The following is a 13,775-nucleotide window of genomic DNA, read 5'->3' as shown; positions in this document are numbered from 1 at the left end:
GGCCGCAGCAGCTCAGAAGAGAGGAGAAAAGGCCAATCCCTTGACCAAAGCCTGATCAAAAAACCATACTCAGAGGTGGCTCACTTCTCGGTGGAAAAACCGGCTCAGTTCCGCGTGGAAACCAACAGCGAACGACTAATCGCGTCCGGTGTCGACAAGTTTGCGCGTGGCTGGGAGCACACCAGCGACCATGCGCCGGTCTGGATTGAACTCGATGACGGATGACTTATCTCAGCTGGGTATCTACTCGACAAGCCTTCCCCGGCCGATCTCGTGCTGTGTCCGTGAGCCGACCATCTCGCACCGAAGGTCCGCGCCTTCATGGCGTTTCTGGGTCCTCAACGAGCGACCATAAGCGAAATTTACGAGAGGTTGTCTCGGTAGAAAACCAATATCATGGCGAGAGTGATGATCCCAATCGCTATCAGGATCAGAGCTTGCCTTGACGATGCGCGGTCTCGGTACACCAACGCGGCCGCGCAGACGCAGAGCGACCAGAGACCTGTGACGATTACCAGCAGCCAGGAATACAAAAACGGACCAAGATCGTAGCCTCCACCGCCGATTGACGGTCCGGAGGTCGTGTCGATCTGAGCGCCGATCAGGGTAATCACCGGTATGGCGAGCGCCGACAACCATACCGCTATCGTTCTGTTTTTCATTATCGGTCACCTGATCCAGCTGCGGACCGCTCCGTCAGATTCGACGTATCTCCGTTCCGGCGGCAGTAGGCTGTTCAACTCGACCACCTCGGAAAGCCTGGGCGCCGAAGTATGTAAAAAGGGCCGGAGACGATGTCTCGCTCATACGGCAACTCCCGGAAGCCGGGCACCTCTGTCCACGCCGCCTGGCCGGTGGACGAAGTCAGAGCTGACAGTGCCAACTAATCCAACAGTGGACGCATGAAGGACCTCTCGTAGCTGACGATGCTACGATTGCGCTTGTCCAGTTCGTATGCTGCAATGCACTCGGCGTCACTAGCCATCCTGATCCGGTAGTCCTCATAGGCCGCCAGACTTGGGAAGCTGAACAGAGCCAGCGCGATATTGCTGGCGCCCTCGCTCGGCAGGAAGTAGCCATGATGCGTCCCTCCCATGCGATTGACGAGCGGGATCCAGAGCCGCGCGTATTCCTCGAACTCGGGGAGCTTATGGGGGTCAATAACGTATCTGATGTAGCAGGTAATCAATCGAAAATGTCCTTAGGTTGCGGGTTTGCGACTGCATATGGGTCCTTCTTCTCACATGCGTGGGATACCTCCGGCTAACATGGTAGGGATCGGCTGTCTCGGACTAAAGCCAACCGATTTCATCAGCACTTATCACTGCGCCGCGTCCGGCGAGCTGTAAGCCGCGCGATTGTTGGCTGGAGCAGGAAAGACGGAAGGCATCACAGGCATGCTGCGGACCGAGCGCCGCCGAAAACAACTGCTGCGGATAAGTCTCGCGCGCCCGGCATCAATACCGAGAGGCCTCGGCCTCGAGCGGAATTAATCCTGACAGGAGCTTTGCCGGTATCGCGGGGTTGTCCGCATCGGTAACGAGAAGGAGGTTCAGCGTGTCATTTTTCATTTGAGCGCTGATGCCTTCCACCTTGTATGGCTGTTCGAGTTGGTACGACGAGAGCAACCGCCCGTGTTTGTCAGCGATCCCAATTGCAGCCCCTACGCAGTTGCCATCAAGATATGCATCGCCGGTATCTTCCGCCACGGCGCAGAACACCACGTCGCCATTGGGTAGAGCCGCCGCATCGGTGAAGCAGAGTGGAACGCCCTCGATCATACCAAGATTCACTGGCGTGATGGCGGATGGCGCAAATGTATCTGCATCCAGACCTCGCAAAGCTTTGAGAGCCGGCAGCAGCGGGTAACGGATGATCGCGTTTTCATTATGTTTCTTGTTGCCGCGCTGAAACAGAAGAAGCTCATCGCCAACCACGGCTGCTCCCTCGATGTTGAGATCGGCGAACGCTTGATGAAGCGGGCCAAGCATCGGAGCCATATCTATCTGCTCAGGTGAACCGCTGATCCCACCCAGAGGATCAAGGCCAAGGAGAATACCGCGTCCGCGGTTTGGCCGCGATGCCGAACCTAGAGCCAGCAGAGCACCGTACGAAAAGCCCTCGAAGGGTGGGACGAAGACGATTGCTTCCAGGTCCGGTTTTTGGCGCTTTCGCTCGGGTTTGGCTATGGGCAAGTCGCCCGCAAACAAGCGGATCCGATGACCTGGCTCATTGTCACCCGCGGAAAACACACCAAGACATAGCTCGTCATCAGCAACGACGTAGATATGCGAGCCAACGCAGACCAGACCGCTCGCAGCGCTGATGTAAGGCGGCTGCAGGTCCGATCTCTCCGGAGAGACGTCTAGTTCTCGAAGTTCGTTCGTTACGATCATCGGTCTTTGCTATCACCATGAAGGCCCGGGCTCCATGGGCTGCGATGCGTTATCGAACCGATCATTCATCCGAGGGTGCTATTCTCATATCCATCTTGCCCGCGGCCACAGCCCTGTCACGTCCATCCGCTTTGGCGTACAGCAAGGCCGCATCTGCGCGAGACACGAGCGTTTCAATCGAACCGCCGTGTGGCGATGACGCGATGCCCAGTGACACGGTTACGGTTCCTAACGTGCGGCCCGCGTGGGCGAGTGTGACGCTGCTGATTGCCCGTCTCAGGGTTCCAGCGAGTGCCTCTCCTTCGTCTTCGCTTTGGCGCGGGAGTAGCACCGTGAATTCTTCGCCGCCGTAGCGGCATGAGATGCCGTTATCGCCAATGATGTCGCGGATGGTTTGACCGACATACTGCATGACCATGTCGCCCGCGTCGTGACCATATTCGTCGTTGAAGCGCTTGAAATAGTCGATGTCGATCATCAGACAAGTCAGCGAATCCAACCCATGTTCATCTGCCCACCGCTGTAGCGTCTCGTCCAGATGGCGGCGATTGAACAGGCCGGTCAATGGGTCGCGGATAGCCAGAGATCGGAGGTTCTCCCGCAGCTGGAGGTTGGCAATGGCAAGCCCGACATTCTCGGCAATCAGCTCGAGATAGAGCCTAGATTGTTCGAGGTGGATGGCTGCTCCTTTACCCTCCTCCAGGTAGATCAGGCCGATCATGTCGCCCTGAGCAGTGAGCGGAACGCACAAAGCAGCCGTGCGTTCACCTTCCATGTGCTGGCAGGGAACGTCGCCGTCGGACAGGCCGCTTGCATGGGGTCGCCCGCGCCGCAGGCCCCAGCACTCTGACGCCGGAAAACTATCTGGCGAATAATGCGGTGCCAGCCATTCTGCGGCCCGATCAAGCACGGTCTTGCTGTTGTTCAAGACGTAAAGGCCGCCGGCGATGCTCGGAAAGATCTGGGGTGCGAAGCGCGCAACGATATCGGCGAGTTCGCTTTGGTTCTGGCACGCCTGAAGGCGGTGCATCATCTGCAGGATCAGATCTTTTGTACGCTGATCAGCTTGCCGTTCCGCATCAAGCCGGTTCCTTTCGATGCCATTGGCGCGAAAGATTTCGATGGCGGTGTTCATTTCGCCGATTTCGTCACGACGGCTGTCGGCTGGGACCTCGACCGTGTAATCCTGTTTCGCTAGTCGTCCGACGATGCCCGTCATCCTTATGAGCGGCATGGCGACGCGTCGTCTCAATACGAAATATAGCACCGCGAGGAAAAGAGCGCCGGTCAGACCGAGCATGGTCTTGGCGACCAAACTCCACCAGTCGCTACGCTCCCGCACAGCATCCAGTTGAGCACCAGTGCGGGCCGCGGTCAGGTCTCGCAGGTGAGAGACCGTGCTGAGCAATTCCGATTGGAGTCTTTCATGTTCAGGCCCGAATATCATCGCTTGAGCGGAACCTCTTTCGCCGCGCTGATACGCCTCCACTGCCTCGATCTCGATCTTATCGAGTTCCTCGGCACCAGCCTCGATCTTTCTCAGCGCATCCGCCTCTGCAGACGGCAGGCCAACCGACAGAAGCTGCTCGGCGGCCGCTTCAAGGCGACGCTCGGCTTCCTCATCTCGCTGGAAGGCCAGGAGGTGGCGCTCCTCTCCACGCATCACGTAGAGCCTCGCGTCATCGCTTCTGACCTCCGCTCCGAGCGCAAGCTCCTCCGCAAGGGAATCAAGCTTCAGGTGTTCTTCGACTGCGATCCGCTCATCGACGGCGCTACGGACTGACATGATGAAGGCGGCGCCGGATAAAGCCGTCAATACGACCGTTACGCCGTAGGCCCAGTTGGTGATGGTGCTTATTCTCATTCGCTAATGATACCACGGGATGCTTGAACGAGAATTTAAGGAGAGAGCAGTCCAGCTCACGGCAAGGTCCTTCGCAACAACCGGGAAAATCGGCAGGAACCCGATGGAATGAGGTCTTAGATTGAGGAGTGGTTGGGTTCGAAGGGATGAGGCATGCAAGATCATGCGTGCAGTATTTTTCTTCTCGGCTGCTTACGCTGATCGGCAATCCGATTTCGCAACGCCTCAAGTTAGTCGATATTAGCGGGCAGTTCAGCATCTATATGGCGGCCTCGACGCAGACTATCGTACGATAAGAGGTTTTCCGACCACTTCGGACAGTGGCCCGAGCACCCGCTGCAACTTGATCACTTGGCGCCTCATCCGGAAGATCCGCCGGATCTGCTCGCGCTCCAGAAACGAGATCAGCACGTGCTTTTAGCCGAGCCATGTCTAACGGAAATCAGGTGATGCTTTCCGACAAAGATGCAAGTCTCCCCCTAGGCGATCTTGTCGCCCTCCAGATGTGCCGTCTTGATGACGACAAACAGCTGGTCGCCATAGATGTCGATCTTCGGGACCTGCCTGCCATTTAAAGCGTCTTCTACGGCAAGCGGATGAAGGCCGAACATGGCCCGGAGACTTTCCATCTCATCGGCTGTCGGCTCGGCAATGCCGATCCAGACGAACTCGCCGTCGCGAGCTTCAAAGCTTTGCTGGGCGAGCAGCACTTCCTCGGTCCGCTTGCCGTTCCGGTAGATGTAGGATGCAACGACTGTCATTGATATCTCGGAAACAGGAGTGAACGACCGGTTCGAAAAACGCGGGAAGGTCACCCATCTCGATCTTCCGTGCGTGGACGAGAACGCCAAGCCCTTTTTTCGCGACGTCCACGATCATGTCAGACGGGTCGAAAACGTTGTCGGCGGGCTTCGTGACGTCATAACCTCGGTGTTCGAAGCGTCCAATCTTCTTGAACAGCAGCGGCAGGGGACAATTACTCGCCAGCTTGCCGCGTGGGCCGCTATTCTCGCCGTGCCGACCGCAATTGCCGGCATCTACGGCATGAATTTCGAGCACATGCCTGAACTCGCAACACAGTACGGCTACTATGTGGTCCTCGCCGTGATCGCGGCCATATGTGCTATCCTCTATGCACGTTTCAAGAAAGCAGGATGGCTGTAGGCAAGCTGCAGGCTGCGGGAAATAGGGCGATACTTCATTGGAGAGGCGTCTCTGCCATGTACTTCGGATCCTTTTCCCGGCGGAAAGACCGAGTCCATGATGGCGGTCTTGAGTGGGCGCGAACTTACGACCCGCAGTTAAATCGCTGCAAGGATCGGCTCCGCGTCATCGAATGAATGACTAATCGGTACTTTGCGCCGGTTTACGCGCTTATTTCCCACCAATGGCTATACCTGCGGATTGACTTCACGTAATGGCGGAACACATGCTTTTGCGCCTGACAGAGGAGAACCCGATGGCCGACGAGACGATGACTGAGACCACTGCCACGACCGAAGCGCCGGCCGTCGCAGCCGCTGAAAAGAAGACACGCAAACCTCGCGCTACAAAGGCTGTCGCCGAAATCGCCACCTCGGAAATCGCCGCGTCACCTGCCGAACAACCAGTCAAGAAGACGCGTGCAAAACGCGGTTCGAAGACTGCTCCAGTCAAGGCCGACAAGACTGTTACCGAGCCGAAGAAGGTCGCCACCCGCATGCCGCGAGCGAAGGCAGCTACGGCCCCCGTTGCTCCCGTCGACGACATCGCCGACCTCATCAAGCTTGAGGAAGAGAACAAACAGCTGCGTAAGGAGCTTTCCGACAAGCTGCGTTCTGAGAATGCCGATCTGCGCAACCGCCTCGGCAAGGCTTGACGCTTGACACCGTCAACACATACGCGAAATCGCCAGGCCCGAATGGCCTGGACAATCTGAATGACTGCGGCAGTATCCTGTCGCCATGCCGAGGGCGAATGCGATGAGAACACCATGGAGATTTGTTGCTGACCTGGTGTCGCGCAACCCGAAGGTGGATAATCGGGAAGATAATCCTGCAGCTTCCCCTGAACCCATCGCTCTCGAACATCAACCGGCGACCGCAGAAGCACATCCAGAGATCGAAGTGAAGCCCGCGGAGCAATCCATTGAGATCGCTGCGAAAGAACAAGTCGATGCCGCTCGCCCCAGTTCGGACGCCAGCTTCGAGCCCATTCAGATTTCCGAAGACGCATCTGCACCGGCCGGGGATGAAGGCTCTGCCAATTCTGCGGATGCCAAAGATGCAGCACTCATAGATGCACCGACTGAGATCAAGGAAAATGTCGCTGCACAAGAACAGACGCCGACCGCAGATGCTTTGCCCAAGCCAGTAGCCATACCGGAACTCAAGCGCCGGAAAACGGCCCGACCGGTTTTGAAGCAATCGGCACCATTGAGCCAAGTGGAGGACAACGCGTCCGCCGTCCCGAAATCGCTTATCAATGAGATGGCCGATCTCGATGCGGAGGTCTATGCTTTGCGGCGCCAGCTTGCCGAAAAGCTTTCCGCGCAGAACGCGCAACTGCGCGAGATGCTCGCCAGGTTTGATGCAAGATAACCGGACACGGTGCGACTGCGGATCAACGGCGTTGAAGCCGTTCGCTTAGCCAGGCATTTTCTTCGCGTAATTTCGTAACCAGTAAGCGTCTCAACTGGCGGTTCTCTTCCTCAAGCTGAAAGAGATCTGCCAACTCCTCATCGACTTCAGAAAATGAAGCTGGCTTCGGCTTCGCCAACATCGGCTTAACCGGTTTACGGCCTGCGCCAGCGCCCGCTTGTCGAACGCGGCGGAGTTTATGCTTGGCACCACTTGGTTTTGCTCTAGCAGGCTCTCCCGTTGCATCACCCTCGGCTAAACTTCTTACGTCGGTAGCGCCGACCGCTGCTTCGGCATCGATCTGCGCATCATTGTCAACGGGCGCTCCGAGATCGATACTCTCGACGGCTAGTTCACCATCTCGTGGCGAGATGATCTCCTTCGCAGCATTGGTCTCAGCGACGATGTGCTGTTCCGAGTGCATTGAAAAAACTGCATCTTTGGCTGGACCGTCAATTCCGAGCGATTGTCCTGGCAGATCCGTCTCAACCGCTCTAGCAACGGACTTGAGATCGAGATTACCCCAGATGGAATTGGCTTGCGTAGTCACCGACCTACGCCGGCCAGACTTGTATTCGATGACAAAATTGCGCTTTGGTTGTTTCATGAGTCAGTTCAAAAAGCTTGCGGAACGCGACACCAACGACCGTCGGCCTGCGATGATTTGCAATATCTACACGATGTCAGGCGTCTTCTCCATATTGGAGATCACGTTGGGTTCCACCCAAGAGAAAATAGGCAAAGCTGTTTCCCGTTGGCCGTGGTGCATTTTGTAATCGTCATCCATTACATCCGCTAGCTGGCGACGAGAACGCCGTGCGTTTCTTCGCCTTGATAGGTACAGAACCTACGACCCGCGATTAACAGCGCTTCAAGCTTTCAATCAGAGGAAAGCCTACTCCACCGCGCTATAGACCATCTCCGATTGGTGTACTCAGGGCGGGAACCCGCTGGACCAGGCTATCCTAGTCTGATTTTCCGGATCCGGCGGGCACCTTAATTTGCTGCGTGAAATCGACCAGCAGTCTTAGTGGTCGCTTTTGCACATAACAAATAGGAGGGTCCCTTGAGACTTTACTACTATCCAGGCGCATGCAGCCTTTCGGATCATATCGCTCTCAGAGAAGCAGGTGCCGTGTTCGAGATCGAAAGTGTCGACTTGCAGACAAAAATCACTTCCTCTGGTGACGATTTCACGAAGATCAACCCGAAAGGATATGTGCCAGCACTCGTCTTGGACAACGGAGATATTATCAGCGAAAACGTCGCGATACTGGACTGGATAGCGTCGAGCTACCCCGAGCTCGGCGTCGAGGGCAATCTCGGTCGCACACGCTTGCTCGAAGTGCTGGCTTTCATCTCTTCGGAGTTGCATCAGGGGTTTGAGTCTCTCTGGTCACATCGAAGCGCAGACGAGATCGCTCGTGCAAAAGCTGCCCTAGTCCCCCGATTTGGCTTTTTGTCGGAAAGCTTCAAGGGAGCGTTTCTGTTCGGCGAGAAGCCCACCGTTGCGGACTTCTACCTTTTCGTGATGCTATTGTGGGCAGAGCGCTATTCGCTAAGCTTGGAACCCCATCTCGTCGACTATCGCGAAAGGTTGAAATCGCGCTTGAATATTAGCGTGGCAATGAAGGCAGAAGGCCTAAACCAATAACATCGCCGCTGACGCGAACCTGGCTCATGCCGCGCCAGGCGCGCGTTAGCTGTGTTTCCGCGTCCCTTGTTTCTGCATTGATATCCACCGCCCAGACTTGCAGCCAAAGCCTATAAAACTGGCCCCGGGCGAACTGCTAGGCTGCAAGATTTTTGGCCGCAGGAGTGGGCCAAAAGCTCTGCAAGGTTTGCCTATCGCCGCCTTCCAAGCAGGTTCCGCTTTTGGGAAGTCCAGACCAATACAGGTCCGCTCGAGTCCTTCGACGATAAGGCGTTATCGAAACGTAAGATCGTTAGGGCTACGATGGAGCGTCGCCAGAGATAGCAAGTTCGCCATATTCGTTCGCGACCGTAGTCAGCTGGAGGTTCCGTCAATCCTCCCCCACCGGCTGACGTCTTTGTCCGCTGAAGATGATCCTGTGCGGCTGTACCCCGTCTTCCACATCGAGCGCCCCGTTCGATGCGCTCCAGTTCGACCAGTGTTCGCCGCATATCTAAAGCGTCCCATATGTCGCCTATGTTCGAGCTGTATACAGCTTTCGTCGTAGGCGCTGATACTCACGTAGAGCTCAAACGCTGCCCCGCCGAGTTTAGAAAGATTGCGGCTGGCGACATTGACTGTCTCCTTGCCGCCGAATCCATCACTCGTTAACGGAGCAAACAATGAATCTGGAATTGACCGGAAGTATCAAATCATTGCGGGACGAATTGGTCCCGTCTCGCTATGTCATCAACATCGGTGACATTGAAGTGATCATCATAAGTGATGGCATTTTGACGCCCCCCGCTGAGTCAATGGCAACTAATGCTGATGCAGGATCACGCAACGCCTGGCTTGATGAGCGCTTCCTTGATCACGACGCTTTCGACTGGGCGTTGAACGCTGTCGTAGTCCGCAGTGGCGACCAAACGATTCTCATCGATAGTGGACTGGGAGAGGAGTACCCGAACTTTCCTCGTGCCGGCCATTTCACAACGCGACTTGAAGCAGCGGGTGTCAGCCTTGAGTCGATAACAGACGTTGTGCTGACCCACATGCATTTTGATCATGTGGGAGGGCTTCTCGTACGGGGCGTCAAGGACCGTCTACCAAGTGGCGTTCGTGTTCATCTCTCTGCAGCCGAGGCTGCTTTTTGGAATGCCCCGGATTTTTCGCGCACAGCGATGCCTCCGGATCTTGCAGAACTCGCTCGTGGTGCCTCAAAAGAATTCCTTTCCGTCTATGCAGATAACCTTATGACATTCGAGCAAGAGGTTGAGATTGCACCAGGCGTGACCGTTTCAAAGACGGGAGGCCACACGCCCGGTCACAGTGTGGTTCGCATCTCTTCCAAAGGCGAAAGACTGATGTTTGGCGGGGATGCATTATTTCCCGTGTCTTTCGATCATCCGGAGTGGCACAATGGTTTCGAACACGACCCCGAAGAGGCTACGAACGTTCGACTTCGGCTCATGGAAGAACTGGCAGGGACGGGTTCTTGGCTTGTCTCTACACACCTACCGTTCCCGTCGCTGGGACGAGTGGCGCCATCTGAAAAGCTCTACCGCTGGGTGCCGGCGCCCTGGGACTACTAAGGTAAATAGACACTGACCTCTCTTTGCCGCCCTGGGGGTATCCAGGGCGGCGTTTCTTTTTTAGAGGCGAGCCACAAGGGCGCTACACGTATTCAAGATCCTTCTTGCTCAACCTGTTTCGGGTGTTGTGGCCCTTCCCGCACGAGCAATTCTACCTGGTGCGGATAGAGCAAGGTCCTCCCATTATAGATTGCTCCCGAAGTGCCGAGAGATAGCCTCATGAGCTGCCGCTCACTCTTTGCACGTGTTCGAAATTGGCAATCACGCGATACTTATAGCAACTCCGCAAGGTCTCGCGCTGATCGATTTCAGTAAAACTACTTCCGTTAATGGCTCACAACGGAGATAAATATGATTGAGAGCTTTTCCTCGACTCGCCCCTTTATCAATAACCGCCTCCCCGCGCCGGCGATGCCGTTCCGCCGTGGCTTCTTGGTTGCCGGCCTCTCTGCGCCAATTCTTGCAGCAGCGCCATTGAGCGCTTCTGCAAAAACAAACGAGAAAAGGGGTATGAGCACCAGTAGTGCGAGCGAGAATATCAATTACGTGACCACCACCGATGGCATTGAGATTTTCTACAAAGACTGGGGGCCGAGAGATGCTCAGGCGATCGTCTTTCACCATGGGTGGCCACTATCATCGGACGACTGGGACGCTCAGATGTTGTTCTTCCTCGGCAAAGGTTATCGCGTGATTGCGCATGACCGCCGCGGTCACGGGCGTTCAGGCCAACCCAGCGACGGTCATGACATGGAGCACTACGCAGCAGACTTCGCCGCCGTCGCAAAACATCTGGATCTTCGAGACGCGATCCACATCGGTCACTCCACGGGCGGAGGCGAGGCCACCCACTACGTCGCCAGACATGGTGAACCCCATGGGCGAGTCGCGAAGCTGGCTCTTATCGGTGCTGTACCTCCGATCATGGTCAAGACGGTGAATAACCCTGGCGGGCTCCCGATTGAGGCTTTCGATGATCTTCGTACCCAGCTTGCCGCCAACCGATCCCAGTTCTATTTCGATCTGCCGAGCGGCCCATTCTATGGATTCAATCGGGATGGCGTTAAACCGGTCGATGCGATCATTCATAACTGGTGGCGGCAGGCAATGATGGGCGCTGCCAATGCACACTATCTCGGCATCAAGGCGTTTTCGGAAACCGATTTCACGGAAGATCTGAAAATTATCACTGTGCCGACACTTGTCTTACACGGTGATGACGACCAGATCGTTCCGATCGCCGACTCTGCACCCCTCTCCGCCAAGCTACTCAAGCACTCCACACTCAAGACATACGCAGGCCTGCCGCACGGAATGTGCACGACGCACGCCGATGTAATCAACGAAGACCTGCTTGCTTTCGTTAGAGGCTGAGCAGCGCCGGGAGGCGGCGCATGACCCGTGCCGCCTTCTCTACTCTCATTGACTTAATCCTATGAAAAAGTCTGGTATCATAGCGATGAAAGCTAATCGACCTACCATTCGGTTTGAGCGCCTTCACTATTGACGGGGATGCTATACGAAGTCGTTAAGTCGCTACGAACAACAGCTTAGATGATATAATCCAACGACTGATACCTTCTGCGCCTCCTGTTGCATATCATCCTTCTACGTCTCCAACAAAGAGCCGAAGGAAGGATACACTCGTGGCTCACACGACGACCAAGAAATACACGTCCGATATTGAAAAGAGCGTCCTTGAAGAGGACGCAATGGACGCTCCCGATCAACCTGCGCCGCCAGTTCAGGCAGACGTCGAAATGGAACGCGTCCTGCGAACCGCGCCGTTGACATCCTTTAGCGTGCACGATCCCTTCGAAACCCGGCTTGCCCGCTGGAAACATCAACCGTTCCATGATGTCGTGAAACCGATGTCCGACCATGTCGTGATGACATATCTCGGCGCGATGCAGCGTCTTGAGCGCAAATCTGGGCGGGACCACCACTCATCCGTGGGGCGGCGGGGCACAATAACTTTCATACCAGCCGGATCCAGCTCACGCTGGGACATACATGGCCCGATGGATATTGTGCAGGCTTACATGGCGCCCGAACTGCTCGAGCAGATCGCCAAGGAATGTCCTGGCCCCACGACCTCCCTGATGGAAAGTACGGCGCGACCCGACAGCTTACTGGCAACGCTTCTCGAGAGGTCGATTGAGCCTTCAGTTGAACCGGCATATCTGGAAAATCTATATCGTCAGCAGCTAACGACGTTGATTGCAATTCACGTCGTCAAAGCCCACCGAGATATCGCTGATTCCTTCAGGAACATCTCGGGGGGGCTTTCTCCATACGTCTTGCGAATGAGCCTCGAACGGCTCTCCTCGGACGATGATAAAGACGTCTCGCTTGGGGCGCTCGCAGGCGGAGCGAACCTCTCGCGTTTTCATTTCTGCCGGGCCTTCAAGAAAAGTACAGGTGTCAGCCCACATGAATGGCTACGTCAACGGCGGATGGAGCAAGCGATGGCGATGCTTCGCGATCCGCGTTTACAGGTAACCGAGATTGCAGAACGACAGGGTTACGCGACGCTGACGGCTTTCAGCCTCGCATTCAAACGTCATACAGGCATGACACCCAGCGAATGGCGAAGGGCTGCCCTGTGACGCCTTCTGATAGATCTCAGACCAGCGTCATGCCGCCGTCAACGTGAAGCTCGATCCCATTGACGAAACTTCCAGCATCAGATGCAAGAAACAGCGCCGCGCGCGCAAGCTCCTCTGGCCGACCCATGCGCCCGGCCGGGATAAGCGACGCCATATGCTGCTCAAAGTCCGGGAGCTGGTCTTCAGAAACGCCGAGCTTGCCCAAAATTGCGGTCTCAACAGGTCCGGGGCTCAATATGTTGACCCTGATTTTCCGTGGTTTCAGCTCGATTGCCCAATTTCGAGCGAAGGCAGAAACCGCCGCCTTGGATCCCGCATAGACACTGTGATCAGGCAGTACCTTTGTTGCGGCGAGCGAACTTGTGACGATGATATTGCCGCCATCCCGGATCAACGGCGCCATCGCCTGCACTCCGAAGAAGACACCCCGCGTGTTGATGGCGAAGTGCTTGTCATATTCTTCCGGCGTCACCGTGCTGGAGGCCGTGAGAGTGATGACGCCGGCATTGGCCATGTAAACATCAAACTTACCGAATTTCTCGGCAATCATTTCGGCCAGTTTCTGGTGATGCTCCAGATCGGCGGTATCACCGACGAAACCCACAGCTCCGCGACCAATTTCGTCGACTGCCCGGGCGACTATATCCGCCCGCCGGCCAGTGATGATGACTTGCGCGCCTTCATCGGCAAAGAGTTGAGCAGTGGCTTTGCCGATCCCGCTATTGCCGCCGGTTATGACGGCAATTTTGTTCTTGAGATGCTGCATTGTTCTGTTTCCATTGAAATTGAGCGGAATCCAATTGCCGATGCGCTCTCACGCACGGGCTTGGATCTTTCTTGTGAAAACCTGTGCCATCGAACGTTGCGATCGACTGGCAATCGGAAAGGTCGCCACAGACATCGCACGTCTGCGGGGCAAACACCGAATGTTCACTAGGACGCGGACTCATTAGCTGAGGCAATCCATATCCTCGTTGCGGCAAGCTTGAGAGCGGCGAGATAGTTATCGGCACGTCGGTCGTATCGCGTGGCGAGGCCCCGCATCTGTTTGATACGGTTG

The 13,775-nt window shown here is 56.0% G+C and carries 12 protein-coding genes and 3 pseudogenes; 8 read left to right on the top strand and 7 right to left on the bottom strand.

What is annotated here, in order from left to right; genetic code table 11:
- Nucleotides 1-225, top strand: a pseudogene (locus ACI3K0_RS30310) (hypothetical protein); the annotation flags it as partial.
- A 137-nt stretch (nucleotides 226-362) separates the two neighbouring features.
- Here ACI3K0_RS30310 and ACI3K0_RS30305 read toward each other — a convergent pair.
- The 5 genes and pseudogenes from ACI3K0_RS30305 to ACI3K0_RS30285 form a co-directional block, all read right to left on the bottom strand.
- Nucleotides 363-662, bottom strand: coding sequence for a hypothetical protein (locus tag ACI3K0_RS30305; protein ID WP_206828749.1), 300 nt, complete (start codon nucleotides 660-662; stop codon nucleotides 363-365).
- 221 nt (nucleotides 663-883) lie between these two features.
- A complete protein-coding gene (locus tag ACI3K0_RS30300) occupies nucleotides 884-1,189 on the bottom strand; it encodes an NIPSNAP family protein (protein WP_206828750.1) in 306 nt (101 codons plus the stop codon).
- 268 nt (nucleotides 1,190-1,457) lie between these two features.
- A complete protein-coding gene (locus ACI3K0_RS30295) occupies nucleotides 1,458-2,396 on the bottom strand; it encodes a DUF6929 family protein (RefSeq protein ID WP_206828751.1) in 939 nt (312 codons plus the stop codon).
- A 61-nt stretch (nucleotides 2,397-2,457) separates the two neighbouring features.
- The gene (locus tag ACI3K0_RS30290) at nucleotides 2,458-4,260 is read right to left on the bottom strand and encodes a diguanylate cyclase (protein WP_206828752.1); all 1,803 of its coding nucleotides are present in this window, start codon (nucleotides 4,258-4,260) and stop codon (nucleotides 2,458-2,460) included.
- A gap of 300 nt (nucleotides 4,261-4,560) precedes the next feature.
- A pseudogene (locus ACI3K0_RS30285) lies at nucleotides 4,561-5,021 on the bottom strand (CorA family divalent cation transporter); the annotation flags it as partial.
- A gap of 43 nt (nucleotides 5,022-5,064) precedes the next feature.
- Between ACI3K0_RS30285 and ACI3K0_RS30280 the strand changes: the two are divergent.
- From ACI3K0_RS30280 to ACI3K0_RS30270, 3 genes and pseudogenes are all read left to right on the top strand, one after another.
- Nucleotides 5,065-5,424, top strand: a pseudogene (locus ACI3K0_RS30280) (CorA family divalent cation transporter); the annotation flags it as partial.
- Between the two features lie 295 nt (nucleotides 5,425-5,719).
- Nucleotides 5,720-6,118: a SyrB-like regulator gene (locus ACI3K0_RS30275; protein ID WP_206828754.1), complete on the top strand. Its 399-nt coding sequence runs from the start codon at nucleotides 5,720-5,722 to the stop codon at nucleotides 6,116-6,118.
- A gap of 103 nt (nucleotides 6,119-6,221) precedes the next feature.
- Nucleotides 6,222-6,839, top strand: coding sequence for a hypothetical protein (locus ACI3K0_RS30270; RefSeq protein ID WP_206828755.1), 618 nt, complete (start codon nucleotides 6,222-6,224; stop codon nucleotides 6,837-6,839).
- Nucleotides 6,840-6,861: 22 nt separating this feature from the next.
- On the opposite strand, the gene ACI3K0_RS30265 is transcribed toward ACI3K0_RS30270, so the two are convergent.
- Complete coding sequence (locus ACI3K0_RS30265; RefSeq protein WP_206828756.1) at nucleotides 6,862-7,485, bottom strand: hypothetical protein; 624 nt, start codon at nucleotides 7,483-7,485, stop codon at nucleotides 6,862-6,864.
- A 459-nt stretch (nucleotides 7,486-7,944) separates the two neighbouring features.
- On the opposite strand from ACI3K0_RS30265, the gene ACI3K0_RS30260 reads away from it, so the two are divergent.
- From ACI3K0_RS30260 to ACI3K0_RS30245, 4 genes are all read left to right on the top strand, one after another.
- Nucleotides 7,945-8,532: a glutathione binding-like protein gene (locus ACI3K0_RS30260; RefSeq protein WP_206828757.1), complete on the top strand. Its 588-nt coding sequence runs from the start codon at nucleotides 7,945-7,947 to the stop codon at nucleotides 8,530-8,532.
- Between the two features lie 662 nt (nucleotides 8,533-9,194).
- Nucleotides 9,195-10,106, top strand: a complete 912-nt coding sequence (locus ACI3K0_RS30255; RefSeq protein WP_206828758.1) for an MBL fold metallo-hydrolase — start codon at nucleotides 9,195-9,197, stop codon at nucleotides 10,104-10,106.
- Nucleotides 10,107-10,643: 537 nt separating this feature from the next.
- The gene (locus ACI3K0_RS30250) at nucleotides 10,644-11,480 is read left to right on the top strand and encodes an alpha/beta fold hydrolase (RefSeq protein WP_206828796.1); all 837 of its coding nucleotides are present in this window, start codon (nucleotides 10,644-10,646) and stop codon (nucleotides 11,478-11,480) included.
- Nucleotides 11,481-11,752: 272 nt separating this feature from the next.
- Nucleotides 11,753-12,715: a helix-turn-helix transcriptional regulator gene (locus ACI3K0_RS30245; RefSeq protein ID WP_353654259.1), complete on the top strand. Its 963-nt coding sequence runs from the start codon at nucleotides 11,753-11,755 to the stop codon at nucleotides 12,713-12,715.
- A gap of 16 nt (nucleotides 12,716-12,731) precedes the next feature.
- Here the strand turns inward: ACI3K0_RS30245 and ACI3K0_RS30240 are convergent, their stop codons facing one another.
- Nucleotides 12,732-13,481, bottom strand: a complete 750-nt coding sequence (locus ACI3K0_RS30240; protein WP_206828759.1) for an SDR family NAD(P)-dependent oxidoreductase — start codon at nucleotides 13,479-13,481, stop codon at nucleotides 12,732-12,734.
- Nucleotides 13,482-13,775: the final 294 nt, after the last annotated feature.

It is taken from the genome of Rhizobium sp. ZW T2_16, from assembly GCF_044987325.1.
GTDB classification, from domain to species: Bacteria; Pseudomonadota; Alphaproteobacteria; order Rhizobiales; family Rhizobiaceae; genus Neorhizobium; species Neorhizobium cellulosilyticum.
This window is presented reverse-complemented; position numbering and strand designations above follow the sequence as displayed.

What these genes read in the sequence shown, in the direction of transcription:
- ACI3K0_RS30305 (WP_206828749.1), bottom strand. Translation starts at nt 662, where the DNA reads ATGAAAAACAGAACGATAGCGGTATGGTTGTCGGCGCTCGCCATACCG.
- ACI3K0_RS30295 (WP_206828751.1), bottom strand. Translation starts at nt 2,396, where the DNA reads ATGATCGTAACGAACGAACTTCGAGAACTAGACGTCTCTCCGGAGAGA.
- ACI3K0_RS30290 (WP_206828752.1), bottom strand. Translation starts at nt 4,260, where the DNA reads ATGAGAATAAGCACCATCACCAACTGGGCCTACGGCGTAACGGTCGTA.
- ACI3K0_RS30275 (WP_206828754.1), top strand. Translation starts at nt 5,720, where the DNA reads ATGGCCGACGAGACGATGACTGAGACCACTGCCACGACCGAAGCGCCG.
- ACI3K0_RS30270 (WP_206828755.1), top strand. Translation starts at nt 6,222, where the DNA reads ATGAGAACACCATGGAGATTTGTTGCTGACCTGGTGTCGCGCAACCCG.
- ACI3K0_RS30265 (WP_206828756.1), bottom strand. Translation starts at nt 7,485, where the DNA reads ATGAAACAACCAAAGCGCAATTTTGTCATCGAATACAAGTCTGGCCGG.
- ACI3K0_RS30255 (WP_206828758.1), top strand. Translation starts at nt 9,195, where the DNA reads ATGAATCTGGAATTGACCGGAAGTATCAAATCATTGCGGGACGAATTG.
- ACI3K0_RS30240 (WP_206828759.1), bottom strand. Translation starts at nt 13,481, where the DNA reads ATGCAGCATCTCAAGAACAAAATTGCCGTCATAACCGGCGGCAATAGC.